Source organism: Trichococcus collinsii (assembly GCF_900107505.1).
Taxonomy (GTDB): domain Bacteria; phylum Bacillota; class Bacilli; order Lactobacillales; family Aerococcaceae; genus Trichococcus; species Trichococcus collinsii.
Genome location: NZ_FNQH01000011.1, coordinates 19,018 through 32,953 on the forward strand (window position 1 = coordinate 19,018; position 13,936 = coordinate 32,953).

General features: G+C 43.8%; 12 protein-coding genes. All 12 read left to right on the plus strand.

The window, feature by feature from the left end; all coding sequences use genetic code 11:
• Window positions 1–77: 77 nt before the first annotated feature.
• The 12 genes from BLV66_RS14445 to scfB all read left to right on the plus strand — a co-directional run bounded on the left by BLV66_RS14445 (window position 78) and on the right by scfB (window position 13,881).
• Window positions 78–2,816, plus strand: a complete 2,739-nt coding sequence (locus BLV66_RS14445; protein WP_086986485.1) for a sigma 54-interacting transcriptional regulator — start codon at window positions 78–80, stop codon at window positions 2,814–2,816.
• 135 nt (window positions 2,817–2,951) lie between these two features.
• On the plus strand, window positions 2,952–3,785 hold the full coding sequence (locus BLV66_RS14450) for a Cof-type HAD-IIB family hydrolase (RefSeq protein ID WP_086986486.1): 834 nt from the start codon (window positions 2,952–2,954) through the stop codon (window positions 3,783–3,785).
• Entirely contained in the window at window positions 3,785–4,903 is a 1,119-nt protein-coding gene (locus BLV66_RS14455) for a glycoside hydrolase family 88 protein (RefSeq protein WP_086986487.1), read from the plus strand. Before BLV66_RS14450 ends, BLV66_RS14455 begins: the two co-directional genes overlap by 1 nt.
• Window positions 4,904–5,095: 192 nt before the next feature.
• A complete protein-coding gene (locus BLV66_RS14460) occupies window positions 5,096–5,584 on the plus strand; it encodes a PTS sugar transporter subunit IIB (protein ID WP_086986488.1) in 489 nt (162 codons plus the stop codon).
• A gap of 4 nt (window positions 5,585–5,588) precedes the next feature.
• Window positions 5,589–6,443 carry a PTS mannose/fructose/sorbose/N-acetylgalactosamine transporter subunit IIC gene (locus BLV66_RS14465; protein ID WP_086986489.1) on the plus strand — a complete coding sequence of 285 codons (855 nt, stop codon included), beginning with the start codon at window positions 5,589–5,591 and terminating at the stop codon, window positions 6,441–6,443.
• Window positions 6,436–7,281, plus strand: coding sequence for a PTS system mannose/fructose/sorbose family transporter subunit IID (locus BLV66_RS14470; RefSeq protein WP_086986490.1), 846 nt, complete (start codon window positions 6,436–6,438; stop codon window positions 7,279–7,281). Before BLV66_RS14465 ends, BLV66_RS14470 begins: the two co-directional genes overlap by 8 nt.
• Before the next feature lie 124 nt (window positions 7,282–7,405).
• Window positions 7,406–7,816, plus strand: a complete 411-nt coding sequence (locus BLV66_RS14475; RefSeq protein ID WP_086986491.1) for a PTS sugar transporter subunit IIA — start codon at window positions 7,406–7,408, stop codon at window positions 7,814–7,816.
• A gap of 125 nt (window positions 7,817–7,941) precedes the next feature.
• Window positions 7,942–8,730, plus strand: coding sequence for a hypothetical protein (locus tag BLV66_RS14480; protein ID WP_086986492.1), 789 nt, complete (start codon window positions 7,942–7,944; stop codon window positions 8,728–8,730).
• 52 nt (window positions 8,731–8,782) lie between these two features.
• Window positions 8,783–10,378 carry a glycoside hydrolase family 43 protein gene (locus BLV66_RS14485; protein WP_086986493.1) on the plus strand — a complete coding sequence of 532 codons (1,596 nt, stop codon included), beginning with the start codon at window positions 8,783–8,785 and terminating at the stop codon, window positions 10,376–10,378.
• 231 nt (window positions 10,379–10,609) lie between these two features.
• The gene (locus BLV66_RS14490; protein ID WP_086986494.1) at window positions 10,610–12,082 is read left to right on the plus strand and encodes an aminotransferase class I/II-fold pyridoxal phosphate-dependent enzyme; all 1,473 of its coding nucleotides are present in this window, start codon (window positions 10,610–10,612) and stop codon (window positions 12,080–12,082) included.
• Between the two features lie 170 nt (window positions 12,083–12,252).
• The gene (scfA, locus tag BLV66_RS14495) at window positions 12,253–12,408 is read left to right on the plus strand and encodes a six-cysteine ranthipeptide SCIFF (protein ID WP_084253821.1); all 156 of its coding nucleotides are present in this window, start codon (window positions 12,253–12,255) and stop codon (window positions 12,406–12,408) included.
• Between the two features lie 69 nt (window positions 12,409–12,477).
• On the plus strand, window positions 12,478–13,881 hold the full coding sequence (scfB, locus tag BLV66_RS14500; protein ID WP_086986495.1) for a thioether cross-link-forming SCIFF peptide maturase: 1,404 nt from the start codon (window positions 12,478–12,480) through the stop codon (window positions 13,879–13,881).
• Window positions 13,882–13,936 lie beyond the last annotated feature (55 nt).

Here is a 13,936-nt window from a genome sequence, read left to right on the forward strand (position 1 = left end):
ATTCAAGACGCTTGAATGACTGATTTTATGAAAAATGATACAATAAGTACACGTGCAGAATGTGAGGTGGATAAGGGATGTCTAAACAAAAAGTTCAAGATTTGCTTGTGATGCATACAATGAACCTTGATGAAATTATTGAAGATGAGCATTTGACCGCAGAAGCCATAGCAGAAGAGGTGGGGATTGCCCGAAATACGATCAGCCAGTATCTGAATGAATTGGTGAAGGAAGGTTTTGCTTTCAAAGTCAAAAGCCGTCCTGCTTATTTTTTCGCAAAAAGTGTATTTGAAGAAAACTTTTTCCCTATCGAAAAAGAGGTCTTTGATAATTTTGTCGACCTGGAATCGGTCCAGATGCAATCCAAAGCGAGTCCATTCATAGCGTTCATCGGGTCGAATGCAAGCATGAAACAGGCGATTGAGCAAATTAAATCCTGCGTTCATTATCCGAATATTGGGTTACCTTTCATGCTGTACGGGGACACTGGTGTCGGAAAGAGCTTATTGGCTCGTTTAACACGCGATTATTGTGAAATGAAGGGGCTGATAGAGCCGAATGCCCCATTTATTGAACTTAACTGTGCCCAGTACTTTCATAATCAAGAGCTTTTAAGCAGCATTTTGTTCGGATACAAAAAAGGAGCATTCACCGGTGCGGATGAAGATCGTATCGGTTTGCTGGAGGCCAGCGATGGCGGCGTTTTGTTTCTGGATGAATGCCATCGACTTGGTCCAGAGAGTCAGGAGAAGTTGTTTACATTTTTGGATAACGGTAGTTTTAGCCGATTAGGTGAGAACAACAAGGTTCGCCATGCGAAAGTCAGAATTATATTCGCTACCACAGAAAATATCAAAGAATCTTTTCTCAGGACATTTCTAAGACGAATTCCGATCACTATCGGCATACCCAGCTTGAACAGCAGGACGAAACATGAACTATCAGAGTTTATTTTTTCCTTCTTTGTCGCGGAAGCCGAGAAACTGGATCGGGAGTTGTATATCTCTTCATGGCTCATCAATCGATTGATGAGCATTAAATATGAAGATAATGTTGGGGAACTAAAAAATACGATTAAGTTCATGTGTGCGAGTGCATACAGCAGACATCCTGCCGATAGTTCCCTATTGATCAATTCTGAAGTCATCGAAAGTGAGTTGCTGCAGAAATTTTTGGCGATCAAAGAAATTGATGATATCGACAAAAAAGAAGTAAGGATTACGAAGGATAGTAAGCTGACTGACTTCATTTCGAAAAGCTCTCCTGAAATCAAATTAATCCGCGAAACATTCGAGCGTTTTTCGGAATACCTTAGCGCATATAAGAATGAAAGTAATTCAAAAGAATTTCTGAAGACTCAATTAGCAAGAGAGGCCAACACTGTAATCGACATTATCGTAAATACGGAACGCGATGACCACGCGAAAACGGGAGTCCAATTTCTGGCGACAACCATGAAAGAGTTGGTCAATTACGTTGAGAATATGAATTATATCCGGATTAAAGGAAATTTCATTATTGCATTGAGTCATTATTTTTATGCGAGAGGTAATTTCTTGTCCGAGTTCCCGATATTGGATTCTGCAACCAGTGAAGAATTGGCTACTTTTACTAAGGATAACTTAGAGGTCGAAGAAAAAGTTGTGACAGCGCTTTTGGAATTGATTGAAACCAGATTGGACAGCACACTTTCAATAGAAGAGAAGATGCTTATCACCTATTATCTGAAGAGTCTTAATTTAGAAGTGAAAAAGACTAATACGCGTGCAGTGATCTTGTCACATGGCTTCTCGACGGCTAGCAGTATCGCCGATGCGGTCAATCGATTTTTGGATGAACATATATTTGAGTCGTTTGATATGCCTTTTGATGTTCCAGTCGAAAAGGTAGAAGAAAAGATGATTCAATATGTTAGATCAAATGATTGCGGAAAGGGACTCATCCTGTTGGTCGATATGGGCTCGTTGTTGGTGTTGGGTAAAAAGCTCGTTGAGTACACGGATGGACCTGTCCTTGTGATCAACAATGTAACGACACCTCAAGCGTTGTTTGTCGGGGAAATGCTGAAAAAAGGGACGGACATCGAATTGATTGGCCCAAAGATCATGGAGAACTTGAAGACATCCTATGATGTGAATTATCCGGTATATGAAAAAGAAGCAATGATTCTCACTGTAAGCCAAAGCGGACTAGGTGGCGCGGAACAGCTGAAAACGTTTATCGATTCATCCAAACCTGTGGGCAGCGACTTTATTGTTGAGGCGATAGAGCTCTCCTATTTGGAAAAATACGGCAAGAATAATTCCCTGTTCAAGCAGTATGATGTAAAAGGAATCATTGGCACAACGGATCCGTCTATTCCAGATATTCCTTACATTTCTCTTGAAGATCTGATCAGCGGAGTCGGCGAAAAACCGTCCATCGATGTTTTCAATTTTTTATCGACAGAAGAGCTGAAGCAGTTCAATGATGCGCTTATCAAAAATTTATCGATTGACAGACTTGTCTCAGCGATTACGATTCTTGATGTGAAACGGGTGACGGAATATATCGATCAGTTCATACACCAACTGGAACGCCAACTAAATATTAACTTGTCGAATGCGCAGAAAGCCCTTCTATATGTCCATATTGCGGGCGCTGTAGAAAGGCTCATCCGTAATATAGAAACGCTGACCTATACGATAGAAAATCAATCTCCTGAAAGACGGAAGGCTGTTTCAGTCATTGCGGACTCCATCAGTATGATTGAACAAGCCTATAACATTTCCATCCCTCAGGATGAACTCCAATACTTATACGACATTCTTTTCTGAGGTCACGTGGATAATAACAAATGATGCCGAATACCGCTGTCTTCCAGCGGTATTTGTTTTATGCAAAAATATTTGTGCATTCGCCAAAATCTGGCACAGATTTTGCTTCAACTATAGTGAAGGAGTTGAGAATAATTGAGTATCTTTGCAATAGATCTGGATGGGACTCTGCTTACAGATGATCATCAGGTGACGAAAATGAACAAACAGGCGATCCAACTGGCGGAGAGTCTTGGGAATACGATAGTTATTGCAACCGGACGGAGTGTTCATTCAGCGGTGGAACATCTAAAAATGCTGGAAATCGATGGCTATGTTGTCGCATTGAATGGCGCAGTGGTAATGGAGACTTCCAACCAAGAGATTCTATTTGAAAAAATGCTGCATAAGGAAGGCGCGAAAGCAATGTTGGAGATAGGGGAAGCATACAATGCCAACGTATCAATCAGCTGCCTGGAAAACAACTATCAAGTGGATTTTACGGGACAAAAACAGGATTTTGTCCAAGAGTTTTTACCCGGCCAGACGCCATTCACCATTATCAGCCATCAAGAAGCACAGCAAATCATCCAGCGGGATTCTGTATTGAAGGTTGCAATCATGAATGAAAATATTGAAAAGCTTGAGGAAATGAAACGGCATCTTTTCGAATCGGGGCATCCTGTCATATCCAGCGATACGCATTATATCGAATTGATGGCGGAGGGTGTCAATAAAGGCTACGGGACGAGGATAATCGCTGAAAAATTAGAGGTTCCAAAAAATGATATCGTTGTTTTTGGAGATCAAGAAAATGATTTGGGATTATTCGCCATCGCTGGAGTGAGCTTTGCGATGGGAAATGCTAATCCGGCCATTCGGCTTATTGCTGATCATGTCATTGAATCCAACAATGAATCTGGGGTAGGCAAGACAATTATGAGGCTTCTGGATAACAGAAGAACTGTGTTAAGAGGGGGACAAGAATAATGGAAGAAACGAAAGAATGGGCACATGGAATATTTGAAAAGTTGGACAGAAAAATTACAGCCCAAGCAAATCGCTTAGGGGATAAGATTCCCTATGTCCCGGAAAACGGTGTATACCCGGATATGGGGGAACGGGACATTGTTTGGTGGACGAACGGATTTTGGGCCGGAATGCTCTGGCAAATGTTCCATGCAACTGGAAATGAACTTTATGCAGATGTCGCTGAGTCTAATGAAGCAAGGTTGGATGAAGCCTTTGAAACATACACAGGGCTCCATCATGATGTAGGTTTTATGTGGCTGCACACTTCTGTTGCAAATTATCGGTTGACAGGCAGCGAGCGTTCAAAAGCAAGGGGCTTGCACGCGGCACACTTATTGTCTGGACGCTACAATCCGCGAGGGAAGTTTATACGTTCCTGGAATCGGGATCGTTCAGGTTGGGTCATCGTTGATTCGATGCTCAACATACCGCTTTTGTATTGGGCTCGGGATACGATAGATGATCCGCGTTTTGGTTACATTGCAGAAGATCATGCGATAACTGTGATGAACAATATCGTGAGAGCTGATGGATCAGTCAATCATATAGGGGTGTTCGATCCAACCAACGGAGAGCTCGTTGAGACACCTGCTGGTCAAGGGTATGCTAGCGGGTCTTCGTGGAGCCGCGGCCAGTCATGGGCAATTTACGGTTTTGCCTTAAGCTACAGTCACACTGGAAAACAAGAGTATCTCGATACTGCCAAAAGGGTTGCCAATTATTTTGTTGCGCAGGTTTCAGAAACCGGTTGGATACCATTAGTCGACTTCCGAGCCCCAAAAGAACCCGTGATGTGGGATACTTCAGCTGGCCTATGCGCAGCGTGCGGTTTTTTAGAGATTGCCAAACATGTAGGAGAATATGAAAAAGATTTCTATACAAACGCTGCTGTGAAAATTCTAAAGGCGACGGAAGCACAACATGCAAACTGGAAAATCGAAGAAGACGGAATCATTGATTTTTCAACGGGTGCATATCATGATGAGCTGAATACTGAGGTTCCTATCATCTATGCAGATTATTATTTCGTGGAAGCTATTTTGAGGCTACTGGAAAAAGATTTTTTGATTTGGTAAGTGTGGCTAAGTACCCCCTTTGACAGAAATTGGCACGGAAGTTGCTATTAAAATTGCGAAGGGTAACAGAGGGTACAAGTGATAGATCTTATGTTCCATTCATAAGTAAAGTCTAGGACGCAATAAGCACTCGACACAAAGTTGGCATAATTTTTGCTAGGTATAAAGTGAAGAGAAGAGGAGGAAAATATTATGATAACAATGATCCGTATTGATGACAGATTAGTTCATGGTCAAGTTGCAGTAAAATGGTCAAAACAATTAGGTGTCAGCCGAATCGTAGTCGTCAGCGATTCGATTGCGAAAAATGAGATTCAAGTCAGTGCATTAAAAATGGCAGCGCCTGCAGGGGTGAAAGTTGCTGTGTTGAACCTGGAGAAAGCAGCGGACATTCTGAACGATCCGCGATCAAAAGATTTGAAAATTTTGGTTGTCACAAACGAGCCAAAATATGTTGCAGATTTGTTACCGCTTTTGGATGAAAAGCCTTTGCTCAACATGGCTAATTATGGTCGTATCGGCGGCTCTTTATCTGAAAAACAGAAGATTACTGAAACGGTTTATTTATCACCGGAAGATAAACAGACCATCAATCGCATTTTCGATATGGGGTATGACTTCAAATATCAGCCACTGCCGGACGATTCACCAAAATCACTAAAAACTTTGATCGGAGGTTAATACTATGTTGATAAATGCACTAATAGTCGGATTCGTCGTTGCATTTGCTAAGTTTTTTGACTGGTGGGGTTCCACTCAGTTAGCTCGTCCAATATTTATTGTAGCTTTTTTGGGATTACTGTTAGGAAAACCGGTTGAGGGTATAATCCTCGGTGCGCAATTGGAGCTTATTTTCCTAGGTAATGTAAGTTTGGGTGGTGTAATGCCGTCTGATATTACTTTAGGTTCAATTTTCGGTGCGGCCTTTGCCATTATCCTGGGATCAAATCTAGAGTCGGCAATTGCTTTAGCAGTACCAATTTCTATGTTGGGTACATTGCTCTATTCAGTAATGAAAATGGTCGTGACTTCATTAGTACCACGCTTTGAAAAACACATCCGCGATAAAAATTATAAAGCATTTACCAGGTTGTGGCATATGCAATTCTGGGGCTTTGAATTGACTTACTTCCTGCTTGGCTTTTTGGTTATAATGGTTGGAACTGATGCTGTGAATACGCTGATTACTGCAATCCCGGATTGGATTCAACGTTCAATGACGGTCGCATCGACAATGCTTCCGGCAATCGGGTTGGCCTTGCTGCTGAAAATGTTATGGCAAAAAACATTGGCTCCTTATTACTTCTTAGGATTTGCTCTGGGTGCCTTTTTCTTCTACCAAAAGGTCATTGATGTGGCGGACGGTGTTGTAAAAACACAACCATCCAATATACTTTCACTTGTACAAATCGCCTTCATCGGTTTTATTGTCGCTGCATTGGTAGTGATGGCGGAGCTAAGAAACAATAAAAAAGGATTGAAAACTGCAGCTGAAAGCGCAGTGATCGAGGATGAAAGCGAGGATTTCTTCAATGACTAGTAATAGAGAAATGATGAAACTTACCAAAGAAGAACGAAAAACGATTTCGAAAATGTTCTGGCGCAACCAGTACCTGATGTTCTGTACAAGTTACACGAAACAGCAAGGAATCACTTACGGTTGGCTAATGGCTCCGTTCCTGCAGAAGGTCTACGGGAAAGATACGGATGCTTTCTATAAAGCGATGGGCAGACACTTGGACTTTTTCAATACGGCACCGGCAATGAATGGATTTATTTCCGCATTGAATCTTTCTATGGAAGAAGAAAACAAAATTTTGAATGACAAAGGGGAGGATTTTGACACTACCTCAATCTCAGCGCTCAAAACTTCTTTGATGGGCCCGTTGGCTGGAATTGGAGATGCAATTTATCTTTCCGTTTTGCGCGTCATCGCAACTGGGGTAGCGCTAGGGCTGTCTCAACAAGGAAATATTCTCGGACCCATCCTGTTCCTTTTAATTGTAAACGTTCCAAACATGCTGATTCGTTGGTATACTACGGTCATCGGCTACAAAGCGGGAGGACAGTTCATTTCCGAAGCAATGAAGTCTGGCACTTTTGCAGCGATCACAAGGGGTTCTGCTGTTTTAGGGTTGATTATGACTGGAGCAATGACGGCACAATTCGTTACATTCAAAACAACCTATACGGCTGAATTGGCCAATACGACATTCGTTTTGCAGAATGTTTTCGATTCAATCATGCCAGGGCTGTTGCCGTTGTCGATCACGATGCTTTGCTTTGCTTATCTTAAAAAATACAATCGACCAGTACGTGCGTTGGTGTTCATGTTCCTGATATCGATTATCTTGACGCTACTTAAAATTGCAGGTTAATTTTCCAAATCAGTATTTACTCTTAACAGAATAAATACTGATTTTTTGTATAGGTTCCGACAGAAAGTTGGCATGGAACTTGCTTAGATAATAGTGTAAATAAATAAAAAACGAGGTAAATTTCATGAAGAAAATGTTCTTTTTAATTTCGCACAATGAATATGCTTTAGGGTTGAAAAAGGCTTTAGAAATGATAATTGGGAAACAGGACAATTTAGTGGCGTACGGCTTGATGCCAGGGGGACATCCTGATGAGATCATTGAACAGATTGAGAATGGGATCGACGACAGAACGGAAGTTGTGATTTTGGGGGACATTGCAGGAGGGAGCGTATGCAACTCTGCATTGCGTCTAACCTCAAAGCAGAATATTACTTTGGTTACTGGAATGAACTTGCCATTGGCAATGGAAATCATTGTTACCCAGACAACAGAAAAAGAAGCGATTGAAGCGATCGTTAGTTGTGCACGAGAAGGGATGAAAGTCCTGGAGATTGTACAGACGGCTGAACTCGGCGGAGCGGACTTCTTTTAATCGGACGTTTGAACAGGGAAATCTGCTTAGCTCAATAGGGGAGTCGTTAAAGGTGGGCTTAAGGGGATTTCCTTAAGCCTTTTTCTGCTACACAGTGGATGTTGAAAAAAATGGAGGAAATATAGATGCTAAATTTGAAGTTAATCGATGCTAATGGTCAAGTGGTGGAGGAACGCAGTCATGCACAGGAAACTTATTTGGCGTACAAATCGCGAACATACTCATCCGGTGAAAAAATCATTCTCGAGACAGAAGAGACCGGCCAATTTGTATGGGTGCAAGTGGATGAAGCAATCGAACCGAGTTTGATTTATTTAAAAAATAGCGCATGGGAGTATGCTGTGCCCAAAGATCCGGAAGCACTCCGGGCATATTCTCCGAAAGCCTTTGCGGGGGAGCGGCATTACATTCGGGCTTGGGAACCGGCAGAACATGAGATCGGCTGTTATCGAAACCTTGCACGGAATGCCCATGATCAAAAAGATGAATCCGGGGCTTATCCGCACGCCTATGCCAATGTTGAAACCCGTAATGATTCCACTTTCTTTGCCCGAAATGCAATAGACGGCATGATCGCCAATGAAAATCATGGGTCGTTCCCTTATCAATCGTGGGGGATCAACCAGCAAGCTGACGCTCAAATCACGATTGACTTTGGGAGAAAAGTCAAAGTCAATCAAGTAGCATTAGTTTTAAGAGGTGATTATCCTCATGATAGTTATTGGGAACAAGCAACACTGGAATTTTCTGATGGGCTGCAGCTCGTTTTGAAGCCCACAAATCAATTGTCACGCCAATTTTTTACCTTCCCAGAAAAAAACACAGAGTCTGTTACGCTTAAGGAATTGATCAAGCATCAAGATGATTCGCCGTTTCCGGCTCTGACAGAATTTGAGGTATATGGAAACGGATAGATTGATCCGTGGCAGAACTTCAGGTGAGGATTTCAAATAAAGGAGAATAGTAATGAACAATAAAATTATTAATCCAATTCTGCGCGGATTCAATCCTGACGCCAGTATAGTAAAGGTGGGGAAAGACTATTATATGGCAACATCTACCTTTGAATGGATGCCTGGAATTGAAATCTACCATTCCAGGAATTTAGTCAACTGGGAGTTGGTTGCTAACCCGTTGCAAAGTGTTGAACAAGCAAATCTAGTGGGTAATTACAATTCAGGGAGTATCTGGGCACCGCATCTGAGCTACTCAGAAGAACGTTTTTGGTTATTGATCACAGATGTGAAAACAGGAACTGCATTCAAAGATACGCTAAATTATGTGCTGTCATGTGAGACAATTGACGGTGATTGGGGAGCACCGTTTTTCGTTACGGCAACTGGATTTGATCCAGCGTTTTTCCATGATGATGACGGCTGCCACTATATTATGAGCATGCTTTTTGATCATCGTTTAGAAAAACCGAATTTTGACGGATTAGTCATACAAGAATTTGATGTGCAGCAAATGAAGTTGACAGGAGAACGAAATCACTTCTTTTACGGCACGGATTTGGGAGTTTGTGAAGGGCCCCAAATGCTGAAAAAGGATGGCTGGTACTATTTGCTTTGCGCAGCGGGCGGCACAGGCTACAGTCATGCTGCCACTGTTTGCCGCAGCAAGCAGGTTATGGGTCCATATGAAACTTCACCTTATCACCCATTGTTGACAACCAAATTGGACTCGAAAAATCCTCTGCAGAAAAGCGGACACGCATCTTTTGTGGAAGTTACGCCTGAGGAATGGTATATTGTGCACATTTGCGCGCGTCCGCTGACGGAACGAGGAAACTGCACATTAGGTCGTGAAACGGCATTGCAAAAAATAGAATGGATTGATGGGTGGCCACGGTTGGCAAACTGCACAATGTTTCCTGAATTAGAAGTGCAAGTGCCGAGCATCGGGAAAGGTGTTATTCAAAGAACGGATTTCAGTACTACCGATGATTTTTCTGTGCCTATATTGCCGAACTATTTTAAAACATTACGGCAACCCATCAATGACAAGATTTCTCTGGATGAACGGCCAGGTTATTTGCGTTTGCATGGCGAACAAAGCCTCACTAGCCTGCATCGACAAACAATGGTTGCACGGCGCTGGCAACATTTTTCTTTCCGGGTTGAAACAGAAATGACATTCGAACCAAAGAACTTCCAACAAATCGCAGGATTGGTGCTGTTCTATGATACAGACAATTGGCACTACCTCCATGTTTCATACGATGAAGAGACTAAAGAAAAATACATACAGGTTGAAACAGATTCCATCAACTCCTTTAGCTACCGCTCTGATCGAATCGTGATCGAAAATGACAAGCCTATTCGATTGGCCGTTGAAGTGGCCCGAGGGAATGCGCAATTTTACTATGGAGTCGCAAATGATGATTTGAAGGTTATTGGGGAGATAGTAGAAGCAGATCGATTAAGCGATGACTATATTAAAGCAAATGGCAAATTGGCATTTACCGGGGCGATGGTTGGTATTTGTGCCCAAGATATGGATGGTCATAATTCTTTTGCGGATTTTCGCTATTTCAACTACATAGAAAATCATTACAAGTAGTCTCTTTGATGTATGTCATTCGATGTTTAGAAAGCTAATAATAAGAACAGCAAAAAGAGAAAAATTTGGAAGGGTGGACAGATGTCCATCCTTTTTTTCTGCGATTTTTCGTAACTCCGTTCTGAACACGTGATCAATCATCATTAAAATCCTTGAAATTTCTCGATTGATAACGTAATGCCTCTGATATAATGGATGCAGAATGAAATTTAACGAGAAAAGGAATCAAAAATGGATAATAATAAGATTCAGCCATCACTATTGGATAAATTGAAAGCACATGCGGCGTCCGGAAGCATCCCCATGCACATGCCAGGGCATAAGCGGAACATTGCGCTGCTCGGCACAGATCTGCCTTACAACATCGACATCACTGAGATAGAGGGCTTCGACAATCTGCACGGCGCGAGCGGAATCCTCAATGAATATATGGATGAAATAGCAGACTTCTACGGCACCAAGCGCTCGTTTTACCTCGTGAACGGCAGCACCTGCGGCATCCTGGCAGGAATCCGCGCTGCCACGAAACGCGGCGGCAAGATTGCGGTCGCCCGGAATTGCCACAAATCCATCTATCATGCCATCGAGCTTTTCGGGTTGGAGTCCGTCTATCTGATGCCTGAGATGGACGCGTCTTTCGGCATCCACGGCGGCATCTCGACGGCAAGCATCGCCGATACGCTGACCAAGCATCCGGATACGCAGTTGGTCGTTTTGACTTCGCCAACATATGAGGGAGTAGTCAACGACATCGCGGCGATCGCGGCAATCTGTCATGGGCACGGCATCCCGTTGATGGTCGATGAGGCACATGGCTCGCATTTCAATTACTCGGAACATTTCCCAACCAGCGCGACTGCCCTTGGTGCCGATATCGTGATCCAGAGCTTGCATAAGACTTTGCCTGCGTTGACGATGACGTCGTTGGCCCATCTAAACGGCAGTCTGATCAGGCAGGAAGAAATGTCCCGACAACTCGCCATCTTCGAAAGCAGCTCGCCATCCTATGTGCTGATGGCTTCAATCGACCGCTGCTTTCGCTTGCTGCGGGATGAAGGGGAGCAGTTATTCGAAAACTATAATCAAAGGTTAACCGACTTCTCGAAAAAAATGAAACAGTTGCAGTATCTCAAGGTGCTTTGCCATGGGGACGACAGTCTTGACGCGCACAAAACCTTTTTCGCTTTCGACCAAGGTAAAATCCTGATTTCTGCTCAAGGAACTGGATTGACCGGACAGGAACTTTCCGAAACGTTGCGGAACGATCATCATATCGAAATGGAGATGGCTTACGGGGATCATGCATTGGCGATGACCAGCGTCTGCGATACAGATGCCGCAATGGCTACGCTGGCGGATGCACTGTTGGCCATCGACAGCACGCTCGACTCTGAGGCTGGCGAGAACGCCTCAAATGACGTAACTTTAATTTTCGCATTACCTGAAAAGCAATGCGAAATCTGGCAGGCCTTGGAATCAGAAAAAGCTGTGTGTCCGTTGGATCAAGCTGAAGGGCAAACAGCGGCCGAATCCGTCTGGGCTTATCCGCCAGGCATCCCTTTGCTGGTGCCAGGTGAACGGATCAATGACGGGTTTATCCGCCAAATACATACGCTATTGGAAAAGGGGACAAAGGTCTACAGCGATGCGGATGGGCTTCCGAAAAATATCCGAATTATGCAGCAAGAAATCCTTGCTCACTAACTTACATTTTGATAGTTATTGGATGAATCACGATTTTTATAAAAACGGTCACTATGCTGATAGGTCGGTAGATTGACGGACTAACAATTTGTTGGTAAAATAATTCACAAAGGGAGCATTTTTCTGTCAAGCAATATGCTTCCTTAACCTATTTCAGAGGAGATGTCGTTATGAAAAGAATCGTAACATTAAGCACCCGCAACCTGAAGGATACTGCCAAACATGGCGGCTGCGGAGCATGCCAAACATCTTGCCAATCCGCATGCAAAACTTCTTGCGGAATCGCTAACCAAAGCTGTGTGAACCCTAGACAAGCAGCGAAGTAAAAAAGAGTCCGTCCGACTGATTCCAGTTGGGCGGCAATTTTATGGACAAAAAAGGAGTTTGAAACCGAAATGATTCATCAATATAAACTGAACGGATACAATATCGTAATGGATACTTACAGTGGTGCCGTGCATGTCGTGGACGACCTTGCCTTCGACATCATCGCGCTGTACGAAGCAACGCCGGTCGAAGAGATCGTTACGATGATGCTGGAACAATACGCGAACGACCCTGAAATCAACGAAATGGAGATCCGTGATACCTTGTCGGACGTCGAAGAATTGAAGGTCAACGGTGAATTGTTCACGGAAGACTTGTACCAAGACCTTTCCATCGATTTGAAGAACCGCCAAACATTCGTGAAGGCTCTTTGCCTGAACGTTGCCCACACTTGCAACCTGACTTGCGATTATTGCTTCGCCAGCCAAGGCAAGTACAATGGCGACAGAGCGATCATGAAATTTGAAGTCGGCAAGCAAGCAATCGATTTCCTGCTTGAGAATTCCGGTTTCCACCGCAACTTGGACGTCGACTTCTTCGGCGGCGAGCCGTTGATGGCTTGGCGCGTCGTGAAGCAGATCGTCGAATACGCGCGCAGCAAGGAAGAGGAGTCCAACAAGACTTTCCGTTTCACTTTCACGACGAACGGAATGCTTTTGAACGATGAAATCAATGAGTTCCTGAACAAAGAAATGTACAACGTCGTTTTGAGCTTGGACGGACGTAAGGAAATCCATGACCGTCTGCGCCGTACTGTTAACGGAAAAGGCAGCTATGACTACATTTTGCCGAAATTCCAGAAATTCGTGGAAGGGCGCGGCGACAAGGAATACTACGTCCGCGGCACTTACACAGGCAATAACGTCGATTTCACAAACGATATTTTTCACGTCGCTAATCTCGGATTCGACAAACTGTCGATGGAACCAGTCATCTGCGATCCATCCGAACCTTATGCTTTGACGGAGAAACATCTTCCAGCACTGTACAGACAATATGAAATCTTGGCTGAGGAAATGCTGAAGCGCGGCGAAGAGGGCAACGACTTCACTTTCTACCACTACATGCTGGACCTTTCCGAGGGCCCGTGCATCCAGAAACGCATCTCCGGCTGCGGATCAGGAACGGAATACATGGCTGTCACTCCTTGGGGCGAAATATTCCCTTGCCACCAATTCGTGGGTGATGAAGAATTCAGCCTGGGCAATATCTGGGATGGCGTGACCAAACCGGAACTGCAAGGCCAATTCAAAGAAGTCAACTGCTATTCCAAACCGGAATGCCAAGATTGCTGGGCTAAATTGTACTGCAGCGGCGGTTGCCCTGCAAACTCCCTGCATGCGACAGGTTCGTTGAAAGGCAATTATGAATTCAGTTGCGACCTGTTCCGCAAACGCGTGGAATGCTCGATGATGGTGAAGGTCGCGGAATCGATCCGCGAAATGGAAGCCGAAGCGATGGCTGCTGAGTAAGAAAATATAAACGAAGTGCGTGCCGGATTGTTGTCGGTGCGTGCTTCTTTTTGTT